The 22,235-nt window shown below is 40.2% G+C and carries 21 protein-coding genes, 1 pseudogene and 1 other annotated feature; all 22 genes and pseudogenes read left to right on the top strand.

Features of this window, described 5'->3' with window-relative positions:
• Positions 1 to 10: 10 nt before the first annotated feature.
• Positions 11 to 973, top strand: coding sequence for a cell division protein FtsQ/DivIB (locus tag IV80_RS08495; RefSeq protein WP_057752239.1), 963 nt, complete (start codon positions 11 to 13; stop codon positions 971 to 973).
• Between the two features lie 150 nt (positions 974 to 1,123).
• Entirely contained in the window at positions 1,124 to 2,476 is a 1,353-nt protein-coding gene (gene ftsA / locus IV80_RS08490; protein ID WP_057752235.1) for a cell division protein FtsA, read from the top strand.
• 25 nt (positions 2,477 to 2,501) lie between these two features.
• The gene (gene ftsZ, locus IV80_RS08485) at positions 2,502 to 3,788 is read left to right on the top strand and encodes a cell division protein FtsZ (RefSeq protein WP_057752232.1); all 1,287 of its coding nucleotides are present in this window, start codon (positions 2,502 to 2,504) and stop codon (positions 3,786 to 3,788) included.
• A gap of 87 nt (positions 3,789 to 3,875) precedes the next feature.
• Positions 3,876 to 4,295, top strand: coding sequence for a cell division protein SepF (locus IV80_RS08480; protein ID WP_057752229.1), 420 nt, complete (start codon positions 3,876 to 3,878; stop codon positions 4,293 to 4,295).
• Positions 4,296 to 4,299: 4 nt separating this feature from the next.
• A complete protein-coding gene (locus IV80_RS08475) occupies positions 4,300 to 4,560 on the top strand; it encodes a YggT family protein (RefSeq protein ID WP_261763751.1) in 261 nt (86 codons plus the stop codon).
• 70 nt (positions 4,561 to 4,630) lie between these two features.
• Positions 4,631 to 5,422, top strand: a complete 792-nt coding sequence (locus tag IV80_RS08470; protein ID WP_057752225.1) for a YlmH family RNA-binding protein — start codon at positions 4,631 to 4,633, stop codon at positions 5,420 to 5,422.
• A gap of 13 nt (positions 5,423 to 5,435) precedes the next feature.
• Positions 5,436 to 6,230 (top strand): DivIVA domain-containing protein, encoded by a 795-nt coding sequence (locus IV80_RS08465; RefSeq protein WP_057752223.1) that lies wholly within the window; start codon positions 5,436 to 5,438, stop codon positions 6,228 to 6,230.
• Positions 6,229 to 6,445: a binding site (T-box leader), on the top strand. It overlaps the preceding gene by 2 nt.
• Before the next feature lie 43 nt (positions 6,446 to 6,488).
• Positions 6,489 to 9,284 carry an isoleucine--tRNA ligase gene (gene ileS / locus IV80_RS08460; RefSeq protein ID WP_057752219.1) on the top strand — a complete coding sequence of 932 codons (2,796 nt, stop codon included), beginning with the start codon at positions 6,489 to 6,491 and terminating at the stop codon, positions 9,282 to 9,284.
• Positions 9,285 to 9,476: 192 nt separating this feature from the next.
• Positions 9,477 to 9,668 (top strand): annotated as a pseudogene (locus IV80_RS08455) (cold-shock protein); the annotation flags it as partial.
• A gap of 74 nt (positions 9,669 to 9,742) precedes the next feature.
• Positions 9,743 to 10,285, top strand: a complete 543-nt coding sequence (locus IV80_RS08450) for an NUDIX hydrolase (protein WP_057752213.1) — start codon at positions 9,743 to 9,745, stop codon at positions 10,283 to 10,285.
• A 10-nt stretch (positions 10,286 to 10,295) separates the two neighbouring features.
• On the top strand, positions 10,296 to 10,571 hold the full coding sequence (locus tag IV80_RS08445) for a hypothetical protein (RefSeq protein ID WP_057752209.1): 276 nt from the start codon (positions 10,296 to 10,298) through the stop codon (positions 10,569 to 10,571).
• A 9-nt stretch (positions 10,572 to 10,580) separates the two neighbouring features.
• A complete protein-coding gene (locus tag IV80_RS08440) occupies positions 10,581 to 11,267 on the top strand; it encodes a 5'-methylthioadenosine/adenosylhomocysteine nucleosidase (RefSeq protein WP_057752206.1) in 687 nt (228 codons plus the stop codon).
• A gap of 30 nt (positions 11,268 to 11,297) precedes the next feature.
• Positions 11,298 to 12,461, top strand: coding sequence for a cysteine desulfurase family protein (locus IV80_RS08435; RefSeq protein ID WP_057752203.1), 1,164 nt, complete (start codon positions 11,298 to 11,300; stop codon positions 12,459 to 12,461).
• The gene (locus IV80_RS08430) at positions 12,461 to 12,802 is read left to right on the top strand and encodes a DUF1831 domain-containing protein (RefSeq protein WP_057752200.1); all 342 of its coding nucleotides are present in this window, start codon (positions 12,461 to 12,463) and stop codon (positions 12,800 to 12,802) included. Before IV80_RS08435 ends, IV80_RS08430 begins: the two co-directional genes overlap by 1 nt.
• A gap of 280 nt (positions 12,803 to 13,082) precedes the next feature.
• Positions 13,083 to 14,210 carry a tRNA 2-thiouridine(34) synthase MnmA gene (gene mnmA, locus IV80_RS08425; protein ID WP_057752197.1) on the top strand — a complete coding sequence of 376 codons (1,128 nt, stop codon included), beginning with the start codon at positions 13,083 to 13,085 and terminating at the stop codon, positions 14,208 to 14,210.
• 104 nt (positions 14,211 to 14,314) lie between these two features.
• Positions 14,315 to 14,989: a histidine phosphatase family protein gene (locus tag IV80_RS08420; RefSeq protein ID WP_057752192.1), complete on the top strand. Its 675-nt coding sequence runs from the start codon at positions 14,315 to 14,317 to the stop codon at positions 14,987 to 14,989.
• An 8-nt stretch (positions 14,990 to 14,997) separates the two neighbouring features.
• On the top strand, positions 14,998 to 15,693 hold the full coding sequence (locus IV80_RS08415) for a tetratricopeptide repeat protein (RefSeq protein ID WP_057752188.1): 696 nt from the start codon (positions 14,998 to 15,000) through the stop codon (positions 15,691 to 15,693).
• On the top strand, positions 15,693 to 18,188 hold the full coding sequence (gene recD2 / locus IV80_RS08410) for an SF1B family DNA helicase RecD2 (RefSeq protein ID WP_057752185.1): 2,496 nt from the start codon (positions 15,693 to 15,695) through the stop codon (positions 18,186 to 18,188). The genes IV80_RS08415 and recD2 overlap by 1 nt, the downstream gene beginning before the upstream one ends.
• Positions 18,189 to 18,262: 74 nt before the next feature.
• Complete coding sequence (locus tag IV80_RS08405; protein WP_057752180.1) at positions 18,263 to 19,243, top strand: ribose-phosphate diphosphokinase; 981 nt, start codon at positions 18,263 to 18,265, stop codon at positions 19,241 to 19,243.
• A 154-nt stretch (positions 19,244 to 19,397) separates the two neighbouring features.
• Positions 19,398 to 20,453 (top strand): AI-2E family transporter, encoded by a 1,056-nt coding sequence (locus tag IV80_RS08400; RefSeq protein WP_057752178.1) that lies wholly within the window; start codon positions 19,398 to 19,400, stop codon positions 20,451 to 20,453.
• Positions 20,454 to 20,558: 105 nt separating this feature from the next.
• The gene (locus IV80_RS08395; protein WP_057752330.1) at positions 20,559 to 21,314 is read left to right on the top strand and encodes a DeoR/GlpR family DNA-binding transcription regulator; all 756 of its coding nucleotides are present in this window, start codon (positions 20,559 to 20,561) and stop codon (positions 21,312 to 21,314) included.
• Positions 21,311 to 22,222: a 1-phosphofructokinase gene (gene pfkB / locus IV80_RS08390; protein ID WP_057752175.1), complete on the top strand. Its 912-nt coding sequence runs from the start codon at positions 21,311 to 21,313 to the stop codon at positions 22,220 to 22,222. The genes IV80_RS08395 and pfkB overlap by 4 nt, the downstream gene beginning before the upstream one ends.
• Positions 22,223 to 22,235: the final 13 nt, after the last annotated feature.

Genomic DNA, 22,235 nt, shown 5'->3' with positions numbered 1-22,235 from the left:
GGTGGCGATCGTGTTTGGAAAAAAGAAAACGAAAACTCCTCAAAAAAAGCAAGAACTAACCCCTTGGGAGAAGGCACAGCAGCTTCAAAGGCAATCGGCTAAGACAAGTGCAACGCCAAAAGCGAAAACTTCTTTTCATTTTGGGCACAAGATGCGTTTGTGGTTAGTCGTGGGCGGACTCCTTATATTGCTGGTTGGTGGCTACTTGGGCTCCTCTTTAAGTAAAGTGCAATCCGTAAAAGTTGTCGGAAACCATCAATTTTCACGCGCACAGATTTTAAAAATGGGTAAGGTTAATAAAAATGACTGGATTTTTAGGTATTGGTTTGGCAAATCGGATCGATCTGATCAGGTTTATAAAAAACAGCCTCAATTGCTTCGCTACCAGGTTTCACGTCAAGGTTGGAATAAACTAAAGGTGGTCGTCAAAGAAAATCCTATTGCTGGATTAGTATTTAGGAACAATACTTACTACACTATTTTAGACAACGGAAAGGTTATTGATAAAGCAAAACAACAACCGTCCGGTAACTACCCAGTTTTTAAAAAATTTCATGAAGCGTCGGTATTGAAAGCATTGTTAACACAGTATAAAAAATTACCTAATGTTGTGCGCACAGGCATTTCAGAAATTGATTATGTACCCAGCAAAGATAATCCTAACCGGTTGCATCTTTACATGAATGATGGCAATGAAGTGTATGCAGTGTTGCCTAGTTTTGCTGAAAAAATGCAATATTATCCACAAATGGCTGCAGCTATGAAACAAAAAGGGGTTATTGATTTAGAAGTGGGGGCCTACTCTTATCCATTTAAAAATAGGTCTAAGGAAAGTCAGCAAACTTCAAGTTCGGCCAGTTCATCAACTGTAAGTCGAACAAATTCCTCAAGTTCTCAGCTGACCAGTAGAGAATCAAATGTGGTAAGTGCTTCCAGTAGTGTCAGCACAACCAACCAGACAGGACAAGAGTAAAAAAAGTAAAATTTATTATCTTTTTTCAATTTTAATGTTATTTACGCATTTTTTTACAAGAATTTGCTATTTAAATACATTGAAGTTATGGTAAACTTGAGAGTATATACAAAGGTCTAAAATAGGGTATGTTTAGGAGGTTCCTTTATTATGGATAATTCAGGAATTTATGTTGGACTTGATATAGGAACCACCTCAATAAAAGTCATTGTTGCTGAATATGTAAATGGGCAAATGAGTGTTATTGGAGTGGGAAGTGAACGCTCTGATGGAATGAATCGTGGTGTCATTGTTGATATTGACAAAGCTTCGGCAGCGATTAAAAGAGCAATTTCAGTTGCAGAAAATAAAGCAAATTTAAAGATTCATGAAGTAGTTGCTGGTATTCCAGCTAATTTGTTAAAAATTGAACCTTGTCGTGGTATGATTGCAATCGCCGAGACCTCTCGTGAGATTACAAATCAAGATGTTATTAACGTTGCTAATGCAGCGTCGGTTCACAGTTTACCACCAGAACAAGAAGTTATTGATGTGTTACCAGATGAGTTTGTTGTTGATGGCTTTGATGGGATTAAAGATCCCCGCGGTATGGTTGGGGTTCGGTTAGAAATGAACGGCACCGTTCTGACTGGGCCAAAAACAATTATTCATAACACCAAACGGGCCATTCAACAAGCGGGATTGCACCTTTCTGATTTGGTCTTAAATCCTTTAGCACTGGGAAGAACAGTCCTAAATGATGGTGAACAGGATTTTGGTACGATCTTAATCGATATGGGTGCGGGACAAACCACAACCGCAATCGTTCATGATCATCACTTGAAATATACATATGTTGATCAAGAGGGCGGTCAGTTTGTCACCAAAGATATTTCAGTTGTTTTGAATACGTCATTAAGTAATGCTGAGAAATTAAAACGCGAGTATGGTTATGCGTTTGCGGATGGTGCGAGCGAAGATGGATTTCCGGTAGAAGTTGTTGGGCAATCTGCGCCTTCACAAATTACCGAAAAATATTTAGCAGAAATCATTGAAGCGAGACTAGAACAAATCTTAAACAACGCTTATAATCATCTTGAGAACATTGATGCATTGGATATGCCAGGTGGCGTCGTGATCACAGGAGGTGCGGCCGCTATTCCAGGAATTCAAAGCTTAGCAGCGGATATCTTTGGAACAAATGTGAGGTTGTATGTACCTGAACCAATGGGACTGCGACATCCTGCCTTTGCACAAGCCTATGCATTGTTGAATTATGAAGCTTCATTAAGTGAAGTGGATGTCTTAGCCAAAAGTGCAATGGTTGCTGGGACTCGTAAAGTTCCTGAACAACAAACATTTGCGGATGAACCAACTACTGAAGATACTTATGAAAATACAGCTAACGACCGACCGTCAACACAGCAGTCTGTTAAAAAGGCAAAGTCTAAAAAGGAATCTTCGTTCTCATTTAGCGGGCTGATGGCAAGTATCAAACGTTGGTTTAGCGAATTCTTTGACTAACTTAAAATTATGGAGGAAAAAAGGGATGGAATTTACAATGGATGACAAACAAAATGCTGGTGCAAACATCAAAGTAATCGGTGTTGGTGGCGGTGGCGGTAACGCCGTTAATCGGATGATTGCTGAAGGTGTTAAAGGTGTTGAATTTATCGTTGCAAACACTGATGTTCAAGCACTTAAACAATCAAAAGCTGATACAAAAATTCAATTAGGACCGAAATTGACTAAAGGATTAGGTGCAGGTTCAACGCCAGAAGTTGGGTCAAAAGCAGCTCAGGAAAGTGAACAAACCATTTCCTCTGCATTAGAAGGCGCTGATATGGTCTTTGTCACAGCCGGCATGGGTGGCGGTACTGGTACAGGTGCTGCACCACTGGTTTCAAAGATTGCTAAAGAAACTGGTGCATTGACAGTTGGCGTTGTGACACGTCCATTTAGTTTTGAGGGTCCTAAACGTGCTCGTTTTGCCGCAGAAGGTGTGGCACAAATGAAAGAACACGTAGACACTTTAATCATTATTGCAAACAATCGTTTGTTAGAAATGGTTGATAAAAAGACACCAATGATGGAAGCGTTCAGTGAAGCTGATAATGTTTTACGTCAAGGGGTTCAAGGTATTTCTGATTTAATTACGTCACCAGGATACGTAAACCTTGACTTTGCCGATGTGAAAACCGTTATGTCTAACCAAGGTTCTGCTTTGATGGGAATTGGTTCTGCAAATGGCGAGAATCGTACCGAAGAAGCAACTAAGAAAGCCATCTCTTCTCCATTATTAGAAGTTTCAATTGACGGTGCTGAACAAGTTCTTTTGAACATCACTGGGGGACCAGATCTTTCCTTATTTGAAGCACAAGCCGCTTCAGAAATTGTGGCTAAAGCAGCTACTGATGATGTTAATATTATTTTCGGTACTTCAATTGACGAAAATATGAAGGATGAAGTTCGCGTTACGGTTATTGCAACTGGAATTGATAAGAAGAAAAACGAGCGTCCTTTGCATCGTGCAACTGCAAGAACTAGCTTTGATGCTAGCTCAAACAATGTTACAAGTACAACGCCTTCTTTTACAGAAACACAACCAAGTAATCCAGCTCCTAAAGTTGAAGACAAGGCTGCAAAGAAGGATGATCCGTTTGGTGATTGGCAATTACGTCAAACTAACTCAAATGGTGTTCGTCCAACTTCTGTAGAAGACGATAACGAATTTAAGGATATTGAAAAGAAAGATTTCAATGTTTTTAACGATTCAGATAATGATGACGGTAAGGGTGTAGACACACCACCATTCTTCAAACGTCGTCGTAAATAATTGAATACCAATTCATAAGGACTGGGAACAAGACAGCTGTTTTGTCCCAGTTCTTTGATACAGCGTCATTATTAGGAGGCGGTCTGTATGGCATTGAGTGATCGATTTAATAAATTATTTGGATTGGAAGATGAGCAGCATACGCCTGCTTCTCAAGAAAATTCACAAATAACGACTGACAATAAGGTGATTCCCATGGATAACATTTCAGATTCCAAGAGTAAGATTGCACTATTTGAACCGCGGATCTTTAGTGATGCTAAGGAGGCAGCCAAGCAGTTGATTGCCGGACAAGCGGTTATTCTAAATTTTGAGCGTATTGATGATACGCAAACAAAACGGATTGTAGATTTCCTATCAGGGACGTTGTTTGCAATTGATGGTTCGATTGAAGAAGTGGGGACACAAATCTTTTTGTGCACCCCTAACAGTTTTGAAATTAATGGTAGTTTGTATGCAAACATTCAAAATGGTGATCTAAGTAATGATGATCTAAATAAGGAGTAAACATTTGATCTTTTTATTTTCAATTTTAAGTAGACTTATTCAGTTATACATGTTATTAATTTTTGTTTTTGTTTTGATGTCCTGGTTTCCAGGTGCCTATCAAACTAAATTAGGGCAATGGCTGGCAAAAATTTGTGTGCCGTACCTGAAAATCTTCCAGTTTATTCCACCAATTTTTGGACTGGATTTTTCGCCAATCTTGGCCCTCGTTGTTCTTGAGATGGCCCAGTATGGTGTCGCAGCGCTTAGTAGATTTTTCTACTGAGATTTTTTGACGGGGCTTCAATCGCTTGACGTGTATGGGCTGTCTAGCATCTTTTTAAGGGGTATTAAAAATGGACAATATTACACAACATTTTCGTCCAGAAGAGGCGCCATTTGTGGAAGAGGCGACTGGTTGGATTCAAGAAGTACGTGATCAAAATCGCTTTGTGCTGACGAACTTTCTTAATCCAAGAGAACGTTTCATCTTAACCACGTTAGTTAACCGCCTTGATGACATCAAAGCACAAAGTTTTGGTGGCTATCCGAATGCCGAAATGAGTCGAACAATTATTTTCCCAGATTATTTTGTGCCAGAAAAAACCGACTTTAATATCACATTGTTAGAAATCCAATACCCAATTAAATTCGCCACCATTCATCATCGTAATGTTCTCGGAACACTCGCTAATATGGGTGTTGAAAGAGGTACTTTTGGCGACATTATTACGGATGGACAAACTTGGCAGTTCTTTGTGAAAACCGAAATGGTAGATTTCTTTTTAACACAGGTTACAAAAATCGGTAATATTAAAGTTCGTTTACTAGATCAAAGCCTAGACGCTGTTGTGGAACCTGAAAATGACTGGGAATCAGTTGGCACGACGGTTGCTTCTTTAAGAATTGATTCCTTAGTTGCGGAAGGGTTTCACTTATCGCGTAATCATGCCAAATTATTGCTTGAAGAACGTAAAGTGACATTAAATTGGAAGTTACATCAACGACCAGACTTTGAATTGGTCGCAAATGATATGATTTCTGTTCGCGGATATGGGCGAATTCGTTTGGACGAGGTTGAGGGACAAACAAAAAAGGGCAAAACACGTATTTTAATTTCAATTATTAATAGTAAAAAGAAAAAATGATGGAGGAATCAGTATGTCTTTAGATCCGGTAGATATTCAAAATAAACAGTTTTCGAATAAAATGCGCGGATATAATCCAAATGAAGTTGATGAGTTTTTACAACAAGTTGCCATTGAATATCGACAGGCATTAGACAAAATTTCAGCCTTACAAAAAGAAGTTGAAAATGCAGAAACAAAGCTGGAATACTTCGATGATATGAAAGAAGCGCTTAACAAATCTATTTTAGTTGCACAAGATGCTGCTGATAAGGTTAAAAGTAGTTCCAAGCGCGAAGCTGAACTTACAGCTGAAGAAGCACAAAAACAGGCGGATGGTGTGATTCAAAAGGCCCGGGTGAGTGCTGAAGCTGTTATTGATGAACAAGCTGAAAAGGCTAAAAAACTTATATTAGCAACTAATGAGTTGCGCAAAAACGCGCGCCTATATCGTCAACGGGTTCAAGTTTTGGTTGATTCACAATTGCAGATGATTAATGGTAGTGAATGGGATAGTCTTTTAAAAGAAGATCAGGATGTGCAAGTCAGTGATTTGAAAGACGCCATGTTGCATACAGGAACACTTGACAAGATGAAGGCGGCAAGTGTAAACTCAGATGATGAAGAGGATCCTGAAGATATTACACCTGCAGTTGAACCGAGTTCAGAAGCTGATAAATCTGCAACTTCTGAGACAACAGTTGTTCAGCCACAAGCAAGTTCAGCTGATGAGCAAGAGACATCTCATGAAACAGTGGTTGTTTTCCCTGATGATGCCAAGGCTAGTTCAGAAGAATCTGGTCTTCATGTTAACGCAAAAAGTGAATAGAATTTCTATGAAGAGAACACATTGTGGGTGGTCAACTGGCAGCGAGTTAGCGATTTGGTGAGAGGCTAATCAGATTCCATTAACAATATCATCTCAGAGGTGCCAAGTTGAATTCAATTAGATTTGGTCGGTTGCAAAGCCGTTATTAAGTTTAAGGAAAATGGATTAATTTCATTTTTGAATTTGGGTGGTACCACGAAGACTTCGTCCCTTAAGACGAGGTCTTTTTTTATATAAAATTATGAGGAGTGATCAGACATGCGAGTTAAAGACACATTGAATTTGGGCAAAACTAAATTCAAGATGCGTGGTAATTTACCAGTAAACGAAGCCAAAAGAGAACAAGTATGGGAAGAAAATAAAGTTTATGAGCAACGGCAAAAATTAAACGAGGGAAAACCTAGTTTTGTTTTACATGATGGACCACCATATGCAAATGGAAATATCCACATGGGCCATGCGATGAATAAAATTTCAAAGGACATGATTGTACGTTATAAATCTATGTCTGGTTATCGTGCCCCTTACGTGCCAGGATGGGATACTCATGGATTACCTATCGAACAACAGTTAACCAAAGAGGGTTACGATCGTAAAAAGATGTCCACTAGTGAATTTCGCAAGCTTTGTCGGGAATATGCATTGAAGCAAGTTGCCTTGCAGAAAGCTGATTTCAAACGACTCGGTGTGGCTGGCGAATGGGACAATCCATATTTAACCTTAAAACCAGAATTCGAAGCTCAAGAAGTTCGGACATTCGGTAAAATGGCAGAACAAGGCTTGATTTATAAGGGTAAAAAGCCTGTATTTTGGTCTTGGTCTTCAGAATCAGCGATGGCGGAAGCCGAAGTCGAATATCATGATGTCACTTCTCCATCTGCTTTCTTTGCTGAACAAGTTGTCGATGGCAAAGGTGTTTTAGATACAGATACCTATTTAGTGGTTTGGACAACAACACCTTGGACCATTCCTGCTTCTGAAGGTGTGACAATTGATGCCAGCTTTGAATATTCAGTTGTGCAACCCCAAGGGGAAACAAGAAAATTTGTGATTGCTGCAGAGTTAGTCAATAACGTTGCAGAAAAGTTCGGTTGGGAAGACGTTAAAACACTTAAAACAGTTAAAGGTGCTGATTTAGACCGTGTCTTGACACAACATCCTTTCTATCCAGATCGCAAATTGGTAGTTATGTTGGGTGATTTTGTTACTTTAGATGCCGGAACTGGTTTGGTTCACACGGCACCTGGTTTTGGTGAAGATGACTTCCGTGTCGGCATGCAATATGGCTTAGATATTTTAGTACCCGTTAATGACCAAGGGTACATGACGGAAGAGGCTGGCGACGATTTTAACGGTGTTTTCTATGAAGATGCGAACCAAATTGCATTAGATAAGTTAAAGGCTGCGAATTTGTTGCTGGATTACATGCCATATAAGCATAGTTACCCATTTGATTGGCGGACGAAAAAACCAGTTATTTTCCGTGCCACACCACAGTGGTTTGCGTCTGTTGATAAAATCCGTAGCCAAATCTTGGCAGCAATTGATGATGTTAAGTTTTCACCGGATTGGGGTCAAAAACGACTTTATAACATGATTCGTGATCGCGGTGACTGGGTCATCTCACGCCAACGTGTTTGGGGCGTGCCATTACCAATCTTTTATGGTGAAGATGGGGAAGCAATCATGACGAAAGAAACGATTAATCATGTTGCAGATCTGTTTGAAAAGTACGGTTCCGATATTTGGTTTGACCGTGAAGCCAAGGAATTATTGCCAGATGGTTTTACAAGTGAACATTCTCCAAATGGAAAGTTCACCAAAGAAACTGACATTATGGACGTCTGGTTTGACTCGGGTTCCTCTCATCAAGGGGTGTTAGCCGAACGTGATTATCTCACTTATCCTGCCGATCTGTATTTGGAAGGCTCAGACCAGTATCGTGGCTGGTTCAATTCAAGTTTGATTACCAGTGTCGCTGTTTCTGGTAAAGCCCCATACAAGCAAGTCGTTTCACAGGGCTTTACCTTGAACGCTCAAGGGCATAAGATGAGTAAATCCCTGGGAAATGCTGTTGCACCAAATGAAGTGATCAAAAAGATGGGAGCTGAAATTGTCCGCTTGTGGGTAGCTTCAGTAGATTCTTCTTCTGATGTACGGGTCTCTATGGACAACTTCAGTAAGATCTCTGATAGCTACAAAAAGTTGCGTAATACTTTACGTTACTTATTGGCTAATACTACAGATTATGATCCAAAAGTGGATAAAGTTGCTTATCAAGATTTGCAATCTGCTGATAAGTATATGTTGATTAAATACAACAAATTGGTACAAACGCTGCATGATGATTATGAAGCTTATGATTTCTTAAATATTTATAAACGTGTTATGAACTTTGTAATTACCGATCTGTCAGCCTTTTACCTCGATTTTGCTAAAGATGTGGTTTATATTGATTCTGAAAAGAGTGTCACCCGTCGTTCTATGCAAACTGTTTTCTATGAAATTTTGGTTGGTTTGACGAAGCTTTTGACACCAATTTTGCCACATACAACTGAAGAAGTTTGGCCATATCTGAAAGAACCAGAAGCGTTTGTGCAGCTTTCTGAAATGCCAAAGGCACAACAGTTTGAAAATCAAGACGTTATTTTTGATAACTGGGAGCAGTTTAAGAATGTTCGTTCTAATGTGCTTAAGACATTGGAAGAGGCCCGCGATAGTAAAATGATTGGAAAATCGATGGAAGCCGCTGTTCATTTGTATGTAGATCAAGCAACAAAACAATTGCTAGACGATTTGCATACGGATGTCCGGCTATTGCTAATTGTTTCCAAATTAGACATCGCTGACCTTAGCGAAGCACCAGCAGATGCTGATCAGTTCAATGGCATGGCTGTCAAAGTTGAAGTTGCACAGGGCGAAGTTTGTGCACGCTGCCGAATGACGAAGACGGACGTGGGCACGGATGCTGCCTACCCACAACTTTGTGCACGTTGTGCTAAAATTGTGCGTGAAAACTATCCAGAAACGATTGAAACAGGTTTAGAAGCCTAAAGCATATGTTACAAAACAATCTAGAACAGAAGGTTACATGAAAATGCAATCGGCCTGTTTTAGATTGTTTTTTTGATTATTTATGAACAGCAAAAACGGTTTACAATTTACTTTTTTATTAATTATCAGTATGATATTAAAAGAAGCACTCTGAAAATGGGATAATGAATTGACAAGTGGGGAGTGGACAGAATGGAACACGGAACGGTCAAGAGTTTTGATGAAAATAGAGGTTTTGGGTTCATTGTATTGGATGATGGTACAGAAGTATTCGTCCATTATTCTGCTATTGAAGGAGAAGGATTTAGGGTCTTGAAAGCAGGCGACCAGGTTTCTTTAATGGTTGTGCAAGGTGCTAAAGGCCTCCAGGCGGTTAAGGTCAGTGTCATTGACGATCAAAATTCTTCGGAAACGCCAATAATAAATGCAGATAAACACGAAAACTAGAGGATGTTAATATGGATTTTGAAGAAAAGGTTGTAAAAAATGAGCCTCGTTATCACGGGGCAATTATTGATGTTTACCAGCAAACGGTCAAACTACCTAATGGTGACTTAGCTAATCGGGATGTTGTGTTACATCAAGATGCCATTGGTGTTTTGGCTATTACTAAAGAGAATAAGGCCATTTTTGAAAAACAATGGCGTGCACCGGTAAAAAAGGTGACTTTAGAAATTCCGGCTGGTAAAGTTGAAAATGGGGAATCAGCAGAAGTAACGGCCATTCGAGAATTGAATGAAGAGACTCGTTATCAGGCGAATAGTTTGAAACGAGTGGCTGGATTTTATTCCACACCCGGGTTTGCTAATGAATATATGACGTTATATATGGCAACAGATTTGCAACCTGTTACCACAAAGCTGCCACAGGACGCGGATGAAAATTTGCAATTATTGGAGCTATCCCTTGATGAAGCTTTGGCTGGCATTGCTGATGGTTCAATTGAAGATGCGAAGACGGTGTTAGCCATTTACTATTGGCAAACCTTAAACAACAAGTAGGTGAGAAGCTGTGAAGGATGAGCAACAAGATGGGTTAACCCGGGAAGATTATCAACGCCAAAAACAGGCGGAAAATCAACGTTTTGTCCAGCGTGATCGCAAGCGTGTCCAAGTTGAAAAAGAGTACGCTCGTAAACATGCAGATGAACAAGACGAGGTGCAACCTGAAGTTCGTAGTACGGCTGAACGAAAGGGGCGTAATCTTGCACGCCGACTTAACTGGATTATTTTTGGCCTTGTAATTGCCATTATAATTGTGTATTTAATATTATTTTTTGTGAAATGAGGATAACAAATGAAATATGGTGTGATTTGTGCAATGGATGAAGAAATCAAAAGCTTGCACAGTGCTTTAAGTATTGAGAAAGAGACTAAAATTAATGGCATCACTTTTTATGAAGGGACCATTCATAAGACGGAAGTTGTCTTAGTTCGTTCAGGAATAGGTAAAGTGGAAGCTGGAATTACGGCGGCCTTGTTGGTTACCAACTTTAAGGTTGATGCGCTTATTCATTCTGGTTCAGCAGGTGGCATTGGTAAAGATTTAGCGGTTGGTGATGTGGTCGTCTCCACTCAGACGCTTTACCATGATGTGGATGCCACTGCGTTTGGCTATGCCCTTGGCCAACTGCCAGGACAACCCGCACGATTTGATGCAGATAAAGGTCTTATCGAGGACATTAGTCAGGCTGGCGTTAAAACAGGGCTAAAGATCAAAAAAGGGCTCATTGTTACTGGTGACCAGTTTATTAGCAGTACTGAAAAAATTCAAACCATTCTAAATAATTTTCCGGATGCCCTTTGCTGCGAGATGGAAGGCTGTGCCATCGGCCAAGTTGCACATCAGTTTAACGTGCCGTTTGTTGTCATTCGGGCAATGTCTGATGTCGGTGATGAAGATGCAGGCGTTTCATTCGATGATTTCATTATCGATGCCGGCAAACGTTCTGCAAAAATGTTGTTAGCTTTGTTTGAAGCTTAATTAAGTCTATTTTTGACAGGAGAATGAGTAATGAAGCAAGTTTATTTTGATAATGCAGCTACTACCCCAATGGCTCCAGAGGTAGTTGAAAAAATAAGTGCCGAAATGAGCCAAGATTTTGGAAATGCTTCGAGTACCCACGCATTTGGAAGAAAGGCAAGAAGTGTCCTTGACCAAAGCCGTCAGGTAATTGCAGATAGCATCAATGCAAATGAGGATGAAATTATTTTTACGAGTGGTGGTACCGAAAGCGATAATACGGCCATTGTGCAAACAGCTATTGCTCGAAAAAAATTAGGAAAACACATCATTACTACAGCGATTGAACATCCAGCGGTTTTAAAACCAATGGCTTATCTAGAGTCAATTGGATATGACGTGACCTATTTACCAGTTGACCAAAATGGATTAATCAATATGGATGACCTAAAGGCAGCTTTACGCGATGATACCATTCTAGTTTCGGTCATGACTGGCAATAATGAAGTTGGTAGCCACATGCCAATTCATGAAATTGGGGAATTGTTGAAAGATCATCAAGCGTGGTTTCATACCGACGCCGTTCAAGCGTATGGCCTATTAGATATTGATGTTAAACGAGATCATATTGATTTGATGTCCACCTCTGCACATAAATTGAATGGGCCCAAGTTTTTAGGCTTTTTGTATAAACGAGATGGGATCAATTTTCCAAGTTTTCTTAAGGGCGGCGAACAGGAGGATAAAAGGCGTGCCGGTACCGAAAATGTACCCGGTATTGCAGGTTTTGCGAAAGCTGTATCTCTTTTGACTCCGGCTAGTAAGGCAGCTTTACAAGAAAAGTATCAAGCTTTCAAACAACAAATTGTAGACGGTCTGCAACAAGCAAACATTGATTTTGAGGTTAATGGGTCCTTAGATCCCAATAATTTACAGCATGTCTTTAACCTGTGGATTAAAGGGGTTTCAACATATGTCATGCAAACCAATTTGGACCTAAATGGCATTGCTGTCTCAGGCGGCTCCGCATGTACAGCGGGCAGTTTGGAACCGTCACATGTTTTAATTGCGATGTATGGGGAAGATTCCCCACGAATTGGTGAATCAATTCGAATTAGTTTTGGAAAATATAATACTCAAGATGACGTCGCTTATTTAGTAGATAATTTGGTTCAAATTATCCAACGGTTAAAGACTAAGGAGGGTGTTAAATAATGGCATTTACAACAGAAGTAAAAGTAGACGGTGATACAGATACTTATAAAATGAGTCCTGAGGTTAAAAAATACACGTTACGTGATCTTGGTTTCATTCTTTCTAATGGTGGAAACTTTATTTTTGAGCGTTCGTTAGATCCTACTTCCCCTTATAAACAAGGAAATAAGTTACGCATTATCTTTGCTAAGGATCTCAGTGGGTTCAAAATGTCAGTGACAACTGCCAACGGGTTAAAACGGGTAAATATCTTTAATAAAGAAAATGACCAACCGCTTGTTGAACAGTATCATTACATCTTAGATGATATGATTGCACGTAAAGTTTTTGTGAAAGCTTAATAGTGTTCACGTAAAAAAATAATTTGACGATGTTTTTGCTTAGGAATTAGTGCCATCTTTGAGCATGGAAACATCGTCTTTTTACTTTATAATGGGTAGTTCTGTGAATTCATGCAGAGGATGATAGGCGCTATCAAAATAAGCTATTAATGGAAGAGTCATTTTTGAAAGTTGAAAATCCTTTTCTCAATTTGCTTACTTTGTTATAATGGTCGTTACTGGATGTTGCGACCTTCAATCGTAGATTCTCCAGAATCTGATAGAAATGATGGTGATTTTGATGACAGACAATAGCAAAACTCGTGTCGTTGTCGGCATGAGTGGTGGTGTTGATTCATCAGTAGTAGCTTATTTGCTCAAGCAACAGGGCTACGATGTGGTTGGTGTTTTCATGAAAAATTGGGATGACACTGACGAAAATGGTTTTTGTACGGCAACAGAAGATTATAAGGATGTCGCTAAAGTGGCTTCTAAAATTGGAATTCCTTATTATTCTGTAAATTTTGAAAAGGAATATTGGGACCGTGTGTTCACTTATTTCTTGGATGAATATAAAAAGGGCCGAACCCCAAATCCAGATGTGATTTGCAATAATGAAATTAAATTTAAAGCCTTTTTAGACTATGCCATTAGTTTAGGTGCTGATTATGTAGCTACAGGACATTACGCAAAGCTAGAGCGCGATGATCAAGGCCATCAACACTTGTTACGTGCTGAAGACATGAATAAGGACCAAACATATTTCTTAAACCAGTTAACCCATGATCAGTTAGACCATGTGATGTTCCCATTAGGTGGGATGGTTAAGGCTAAGGTTCGTAAAATTGCTGAAAAAGCTGGCTTGGCAGTGGCTAATAAAAAAGACTCTGTTGGTATTTGCTTTATTGGCGAGAAGAATTTTAAAGAATTTTTAGGCAATTATTTACCCGCTAAACCAGGTAAGATGATGACCGTTGACGGTGAAATTAAGGGTGATCATGCTGGTTTAATGTATTATACAATTGGTCAGCGTCGCGGCCTTGGTATTGGCGGCGGCAGCCAGAATAACGATCCTTGGTTTGTCATTGGCAAAGATTTGAAGAAAAACATCTTGTATGTGGGTCAGGGCTACCACAACGAGCATTTATATGCAGATCGGTTAGTAGCTTCTGATTTACATTTCGTCAACGACTTAGCTGATCGCGGTGATTCATTCCGTTGCACGGCTAAGTTCCGTTACCGTGCGATGGATGTTGATGTGACTGTACATTTCAATGAGGACCATACTCAAATGACCGTGGACTTTGATGATCCTGCTCGTGCAATAACACCTGGTCAGGCTGTTGTATTGTACGACGGTGAAGAGTGCTTGGGTGGCGGCATTATTGATGCAGCCTACAGTAACGAGAAAGTTCTTCAGTATATTTAATACATTTTCGATAAAATCGTTTGCTTATTGAGCAGACGATTTTTTGAATTTTAGGCGTCAGACTGGCATAATGGTTTTAGCGAAAGATGAGAAGGAAGAGAAAATTGACAAAATTATATTTTATCCGTCACGGAAAAACTGAATGGAATCAAGAAGGACGTTATCAAGGTGCTAAAGGTGATTCGCCCCTTTTAAAAGAAAGTTATGAAGAGATTGATGCATTAGCCCATCATCTAAGTTTGACAGCTTTTCGTCATATTTATGTCAGTCCGGTTCGCCGAGCAAGAGTTACGGGAAGTACTTTGCAACACACGTTGGACACCTTGCAGGGGCATCCCACCCCATTAACCATTGCTAGCCGCTTACGCGAATTCAATTTAGGCAAAATGGAAGGCATGAAATTTACGGATGTTGCCCACAAATATCCCCATGAATTTGACGATTTTCAGAACCATCCAGATCGTTATGATCCCAGTACGATTCACGGTGAGACGTTTCAGCAGGTGATTGCCCGTATGATGCCCACGATTCATCGTATTACGGATATTTATCGCGATCCCACGGACAATATCTTAATTGTCAGTCATGGAGCTGCCCTGAATGCCTTGGTTAATTCTTTATTGGGCGCTGATTTACATGATTTACGCAAACGTGGGGGACTCTCTAATACGAGTACCACAATCTTGGAAACTGAAGATTTAGGCAAAACATTTTCATTGATCAAGTGGAATGATACAAGTTATATTGCACGTACAGCTGATCCAACGGACACAATTTGAGGGGAACTATGACAGTAGAAGATTCTAAACGACAGGCGGCAAAACAAAAAGCACAACAGGCAGCATCGGCCTTGGTAAAAGCCATTGATGCCAAGCCAGATGATTTCAAACGTTACTATAACCTAGGCGTTTTTTTAACTCAGGCCAATAGTTTCGAGCAGGCTGAAGAGCTTTATATGAAAGCCCTCGGACGATTTGCAACAAATAAATCGGCGCAGAATTTATTGCATTATGGGTTAGGAAATACCTATTACGAAGCTGGTGAATATCAGAAGGCTTTGGCTCAATTTCAGGTCGTTCAAGATGCTGGATTAAAGAGTGATGCATATTTAATGATGGCGCAGACCTATATGGCAAGTCATGATTACAAGACGGCTTTGGCGTTTGCCTTAACAGCGCAGACAAAGCACCAGCAAGATCCAACAATTAATGGGATGATTGGTGAGATCTTTTTGGCACTTGGTGATTTCAAAAATGCAGGAATCTACTATGACCAAGCACTGCATGCAGATGAAAAAAACGGCAAATATCAATTTGAACGCGGCCTAATTGCCTTGGCCAACGGTGAAAGACAACCAGAATACTTTAGAAAGGCTCGAGAGTATGACCCAGATTATTTTGAAAAGGGTCAAAAAAGATTAGCTGATATCGAACGATTTATTCAGACAAGGGATGCTAAACCAGAAAAAAAGGATGAGGACTAATGCAAAGCGAATCGCTTAATTTATTTGATGAGGAGCCGAATGAGTCAAAGAGTGGGGTATCTGAGCGTCCATTTGTGGTGGGAAAAGTTTCCGCCGTCTTTTTTTCCAGTCCAGACAGTTTCTATAAGGTATTGTTAGTTAAAGTTAGTGAAACTAATATTGATTGGCATGAAGACGAGATTGTTGTCACGGGCAGTTTTGCCGATATTAAAGAGGAACAGGCCTATCGTTTTGTCGGGAAAACGGTGACGCATCCGAAATACGGCACCCAGTTTCAGGCCATCAACTATGAAAATGCCACTCCCACGACAAAAGAAGGCTTAATTGCTTATTTAGCTGGTGATGAATTTAAAGGCGTGGGCCAAAAAACGGCCGAAAAAATTGTCGCCTTACTGGGAACCGATGCTATTGATAAAATTATTCAAGACACCAGTGTCTTGCAGCCACTCCATTTGAAAAAAGAAATTGCGGCTAACTTAATTGCCAAACTCAAAGAAAATAATGGGATGGAGCAAATTATTATCGGCTTAAACGGTTACGGATTTGGGAGCCAATTAGCTGCTAGTATCTATAACCATTATCGACAGGATACGTTGGAAGTCTTGCACAAGAATCCGTACCAGCTGATTGAAGATATTGACGGTATTGGATTCAAAAAAGCAGACCAAATTGCCGAAACGTTGGGGATCGAATTTGATGCGCCAGCAAGGATCGATGGTGCCATTTTGACGGCGTTAAGTGACTTAAGTCGAGAAAATGGCGACACGTATACAGACGCTTCAGCATTGCTAAAAGCGACGTTAGCCTTACTGGAGGGGAGTCGTAACCAAGCCATTGATCCACAAAAAGTAGCTGATGAGCTCTTGAATTTAGCAAAGTTAGGTAAGGTTGTGGGAGAAGAAAAACGTATCTATTTAAAACGTCTGTTTGAGGCGGAGTGGCAAATTGCAGAGCACATCAAACGTTTACAAGATGCGCATGAAAGCCATTCTTTTAAACAACCCGAAATTCAACACGCAATCGATTTCGCACAAAAACAATTTCGCATTACATATGATGACTCGCAGCGTGAGGCCTTGTTAAAAGCGATGCAAGCCAAACTATTTCTGTTAACCGGTGGTCCTGGAACAGGCAAAACGACTATTATTAATGGAATTGTAAAAGCGTTTGCCAGCTTAAATGAATTATCGTTAGATGTTAATGACTATCATGATACGCCATTTCCGATATTGTTAGCCGCACCTACTGGTAGAGCTGCAAAACGCATGAGTGAAGTCACGGGCTTACCTGCTAGTACTATTCACCGCATGTTGGGGCTCACGGGACGAGAAACTAATCCGGATCAGGAAACCAAAGATCTTGATGGTGGCTTGTTGATTGTGGATGAAATGTCCATGGTTGATACCGCCTTGTTTAGTACCCTAGTCCGTGCGATCCCTGATCACATGAAAGTGATCTTGGTAGGTGATAAAGACCAGTTACCTTCAGTGGGGGCTGGACAAATTTTCAATGATTTGCTCAAAAGTGAAATGATTCCCAAAATAGAACTGACTAAAATTTATCGTCAGGATGATGAGTCCAGCATTGTACCCTTAGCACATGCCATCAAGGAAGGTCATTTACCGGATGACTTTACGCAAAATCAAAAAGATCGCTCCTTTATTGCCTGTGCACCCAATCAGGTTGATAGTGTGATCACACAGGTCGTTAAAAAGGCAGAACAAAAGGGGTTCACGTCACAAGATATTCAAGTTTTAGCGCCTATGTATCGTGGCATTGCCGGGATTGATCGGCTGAACGAATCCTTACAGAAAATTTTGAATCCCAAAAAATCAGCCCGAACAAAAGAAGTGGAATTCCGCGGACAACATTTTCGCATTGGAGACAAGGTGTTACAGCTTGTGAATGTTCCAGAAAATAATGTGTTTAATGGGGATATGGGGATCGTCAAAGGGATTATTTTAGCTAAAGATAAGGGTAATACTGATAAGCAGGATAAACTGGTGATTGATTTTGATGAAAATGAGGTGGCGTATACGCGTAAAGATTGGTTGCAGATTACGCTAGCCTATTGCACCTCCATCCATAAGTCACAGGGTAGTGAGTTTAAAATGGTTATTTTACCTATGGTTCAGCAGTACGCACGTATGTTGCAGCGAAACTTGTTGTACACGGCTGTTTCGCGTGCAGAATCTTTGCTTATCTTGCTAGGGGATCAAACAGCTTTTGAACGTTGCGTCAACAATTTAGCGGTTAACCGGAAAACAACCCTAACGCAACGGTTGATTACCGTGATATCCGGTCAAACGACTGTTAACAAAGTCCAAGCAACAAAAGAGGAACTCTCTCAAGAAACCGAGACGCCTGTTTCCCAACCGAAGCAAGAAGTACATGTGCCGGACAATGAGTTGACTATTCAGAAAGTACTGAATAAAGAAATTGATCCGATGATCGGTATGCAAGGGATTACACCAGCGAGCTTTATGAAGGCTTAAAGGTATTGCGCTTTTTCTCAGAGACTGCGATAATAGTAACGAGATAAATTTGAGAGTTTTTAATGGAGGATGTCATGACAGCAGATAGTGCTAAACAACGCATGAAAATATTTGCGTTAAATTCGAACCGCCCACTAGCTGAAAAAATTGCACGCGAAGCAGGGGTTACGTTAGGAAAAGCCACCGTTAAGCACTTTAGTGACGGCGAAATACAGGTCAATATTGATGAAAGTATTCGGGGAGATGAGGTGTACGTCATTCAGTCCATCTCAGAACCCGTAAACGATATGTTGCTGGAATTACTGATTATGGTGGATGCGTTGCGTCGTGCCAGTGCAAGCCAGATTAACGTGGTGATCCCTTATTATGGATATTCACGTCAAGATCGTAAAGCACGTTCAAGAGAACCCATTACTGCTAAATTAATTGCGGATCTTTTGGAAATGGACAAAATCACCCGGGTCGTCTCGATTGATCTGCACGCTGCCCAAATTCAAGGATTCTTTGATGTTCCAGTAGATCATTTAGTAGCGGCACCATTATTGGCTAGTTACTTCACAGATCATCAAATTACGGACAACTTGGTGGTTGTTTCACCAGATCATGCTGGCGTTTCACGTGCCCGAACAATGGCGGAACTTTTGGGAACTCCAATTGCGATTATTGATAATCGTAACGTGGAGTCAAGTGAATCACTTGATGAAATTCCAACCGAAATTATTGGAGAAGTTGAAGGTAAGACCTGCATCGTGGTAGATGATATGATTGATACCGGAACAAGAATTACAATTTCGGCGACGGCTTTGAAGAATGCGGGAGCCACAAAAGTATATGGGTGTGCCACCCATGCTATTTTTTCAAAGAATGCACCTGAAATTCTCCAAAACTCTCAATTAGAAAAAGTTGTGGTGACTGATTCAATTCGGATTGATGAATCCAAAAGGTTTGCCAAATTAGTTCAAATGTCGGTAGGGCCCTTAGTGGGTAATGCCATTAAAATGATTCACAATAACGAGCCTTTAGAGCCGTTATTCAGAAGCTCAATTAAAGATTAACCGAATTTAATCGAAGCCTTCCGAAATACTTTCTTAGCTTAATTGAAAGTATTTGGGGAGGTTTTTATATTTTAAAGTAAAATTTGTCGAGAGTCGGTTTGATTCTTTGACGGTTCATGTTATGTTAAAACCAACTATTTTGGAGGGATGTCATTTGGATCGTATTGTGAACTTTTTTAAACGGGATGATGTGGCGTTATATACCACGTTAGCTATCATTATTGTGATCTTATTTTTTTTGAAGCCATTTTTATCATTAATTTTATTTGTGGTGATATTTTCATTTCTAGGGCATGTTGGGACGCGTAACCTGCGCAAGTTTCTCCCTTTGAATCAACCAATGGTAACGGTGCTACTTTACATTGTGGCCATTGGGTTGTTTGTGATGGTGGTGGTCGTAGCTGCGCCATTACTAGCAGATCAGTTTAGTGGCCTACCTAAAATGATTGAATCTACCATTGATAAACACCCAGTTTTCGATAAACAAGTGTACGCTTGGTTGCAAAAGGGAATTCATAATTCTTCTATCTTAAAACACGGCTCAGAACTTGCTGTAAGTGGGCTGGTTAAGCTAGGACATGTGGGACGTGGCATTGAACACGTTGTTTTGGCGGTTTTTTTAAGTTTTATTTTTAATTTGACCTATACACATCTAAAACATTTTGGACATGCTTTTTTGCATAGTCGCTATCAACAGGTTTTCATTAATATTTACACGCTTGCTGCGAAATTTATTACCATTTTGGGGACTGTGATTGAAACCCAGCTGATTATTTGTTCAATTAATACAGTCTTAATGACACTGGGACTATGGTTGATTGGGATGCCGAGCCTCTTGGTATTGGCCTTGATTGTGTTTGTTTTGGGGCTGATCCCTGTTGCGGGCGTCTTGATTTCCTTAATTCCACTTTCGATTATTGGTTTTTCGGTGAATGGCTTCGTGACAGTTTTAGAAGTTTTGCTATTGGTAATAGTCATTCACGCCTTTGAGTCTTATTTCTTACATCCACGCTTAATGGCCAATGCCACTGCACTGCCAATTTTTGTGACATTTGTCACTTTAATTGTTAGTGAAGAAATTTTTGGAACATGGGGATTAATTGTGGGAATTCCGATTGTGGCATTCTTCATTGATGTATTGGGTGTGCACGTTCGCGAAAAACGCCCGCAAACTATCAAACAAAGTATCCATTCAGAAATTGATAATTAACTAGAATTTTTATATAAAATAAACGATTTTTTTGAAGAATTTGACGTTTTATGATTGATTTTGATTGAATTGAATGATATATTACTATAGGCAGGTGAAATGAAAGTGCTTACAGAAGAAAGGCAAAATGCAATTTTAGAGCAGCTGAAAAAATCCGGTATTGTTAAGCTACAGGAGTTAGTACAACTGCTAGATTGTTCAATTTCAACAGTAAGACGTGATCTTCAAGAACTTGAGGATCAAGGAAAACTCGTCCGTATTCACGGTGGTGCTAAAGCCATTACGACGTTGCAAAACGAACCTGGCGTTTTAGAGAAAGCGTCCAAAAACGTTCAAGGTAAGCAAAAAATTGCTAAATTGGCAGTAGACCAAATTGAAGCTGATGAAGTCATTTACTTAGATGCCGGGACTTCTACACAGGCGATGATTCCATATATGGCCAATTTGCGGTCTGTTTTGGTGGTCACAAATGGTGTGCAGTTAGCCTCACAATTGGCCGATATCAATATTAAGACGTACTTGGTGGGCGGCGAACTCAAGAATACGACTAAAGCGATTGTTGGCGCTGACGTGGTTGAAACAATTAAGAACTTTCGCTTTAACCGTGCATTTATGGGCGTTAATGGTGTTCACCCTAAATTTGGGTTTACAACGCCTGATCCTAATGAAGCGGCCGTTAAACGCGCGGTTTTGATGCAAAGTGAAGTGGGTTATTTTTTAGCTGATACCAGTAAACTAAATGAAGTTTCGTTTGCTAAAGTAGCAGATTTAGAAGCTGGTATTTTGATTACAGATGAACAGGACAGCGAAGTATTACAACGTTTTGAGCAAATTGGAGAAATTATGGAGGCAGAAAAATGATTTACACGGTGACTTTGAATCCGTCAATTGATTACGTGATTCAATTGCCCAACTTAAATCTTGGTGAAGTAAACCGATTGGAGACGACATTTAAGTTTCCCGGTGGCAAAGGGATTAATGTCTCAAGAATTCTAAGTGAGTTGGCTTATCCGAATCAAGCATGGGGATTTTTAGGAGGCTTCACGGGTGAATTTGTTCATGATAAGCTCCGTGAACTTCACATTGAGAGTCATTTTACTAAAATTGCGGCAGATACCAGAATTAATGTCAAACTAAAGGCTGAGCAGGAAACGGAGCTGAATGCTGCGGGACCCGCAATTGCGGCTGATGAAAAGCAAGCCTTTTTGGATCAATTTGACCAGTTAAAGGCTGACGATATGGTGATTTTCTCTGGAAGCGTACCAAGTAGTTTGCCCCAGACCTTCTATTTTGATTTGATTCAAAAGGTGAAGGAACGTGGTGCAGAATACGCGGTTGACACAACTGGTGAAGCTTTGAAAAAAACATTGCCAACGCATCCGGTAGTCGTAAAACCTAATAATCATGAATTAGCTGACTTATTCCATGTGGAACTTGATAGTCTTGAAAAAATCAAAACCTATGGGCAAAAGCTAATCGAAATGGGTGCACAGCACGTCATGATTTCGATGGCTGGTGATGGCGGAATGCTAGTTACGCCAGACCATTGTTACCGAAGTGCTGCACCTAAGGGAACGGTTCAAAATTCAGTTGGTGCTGGTGATTCTATGCTTGCTGGTTTTGCTGGGACCTTTGATGCGACTCATGATGCGATGGAGAGTTTCCGATACGGTCTTGCTTGTGGGAGTGCTACGGCATTTTCTGCTGACATTGCAACCAAAGCCAAGATTGAGGAAGTATTACCACAAATCAAGATTGAAGAATTTTAGAAAGAAGGGATTC

It is taken from the genome of Pediococcus cellicola, from assembly GCF_001438655.1.
Classification (GTDB): domain Bacteria; phylum Bacillota; class Bacilli; order Lactobacillales; family Lactobacillaceae; genus Pediococcus; species Pediococcus cellicola.
This window is presented reverse-complemented; position numbering and strand designations above follow the sequence as displayed.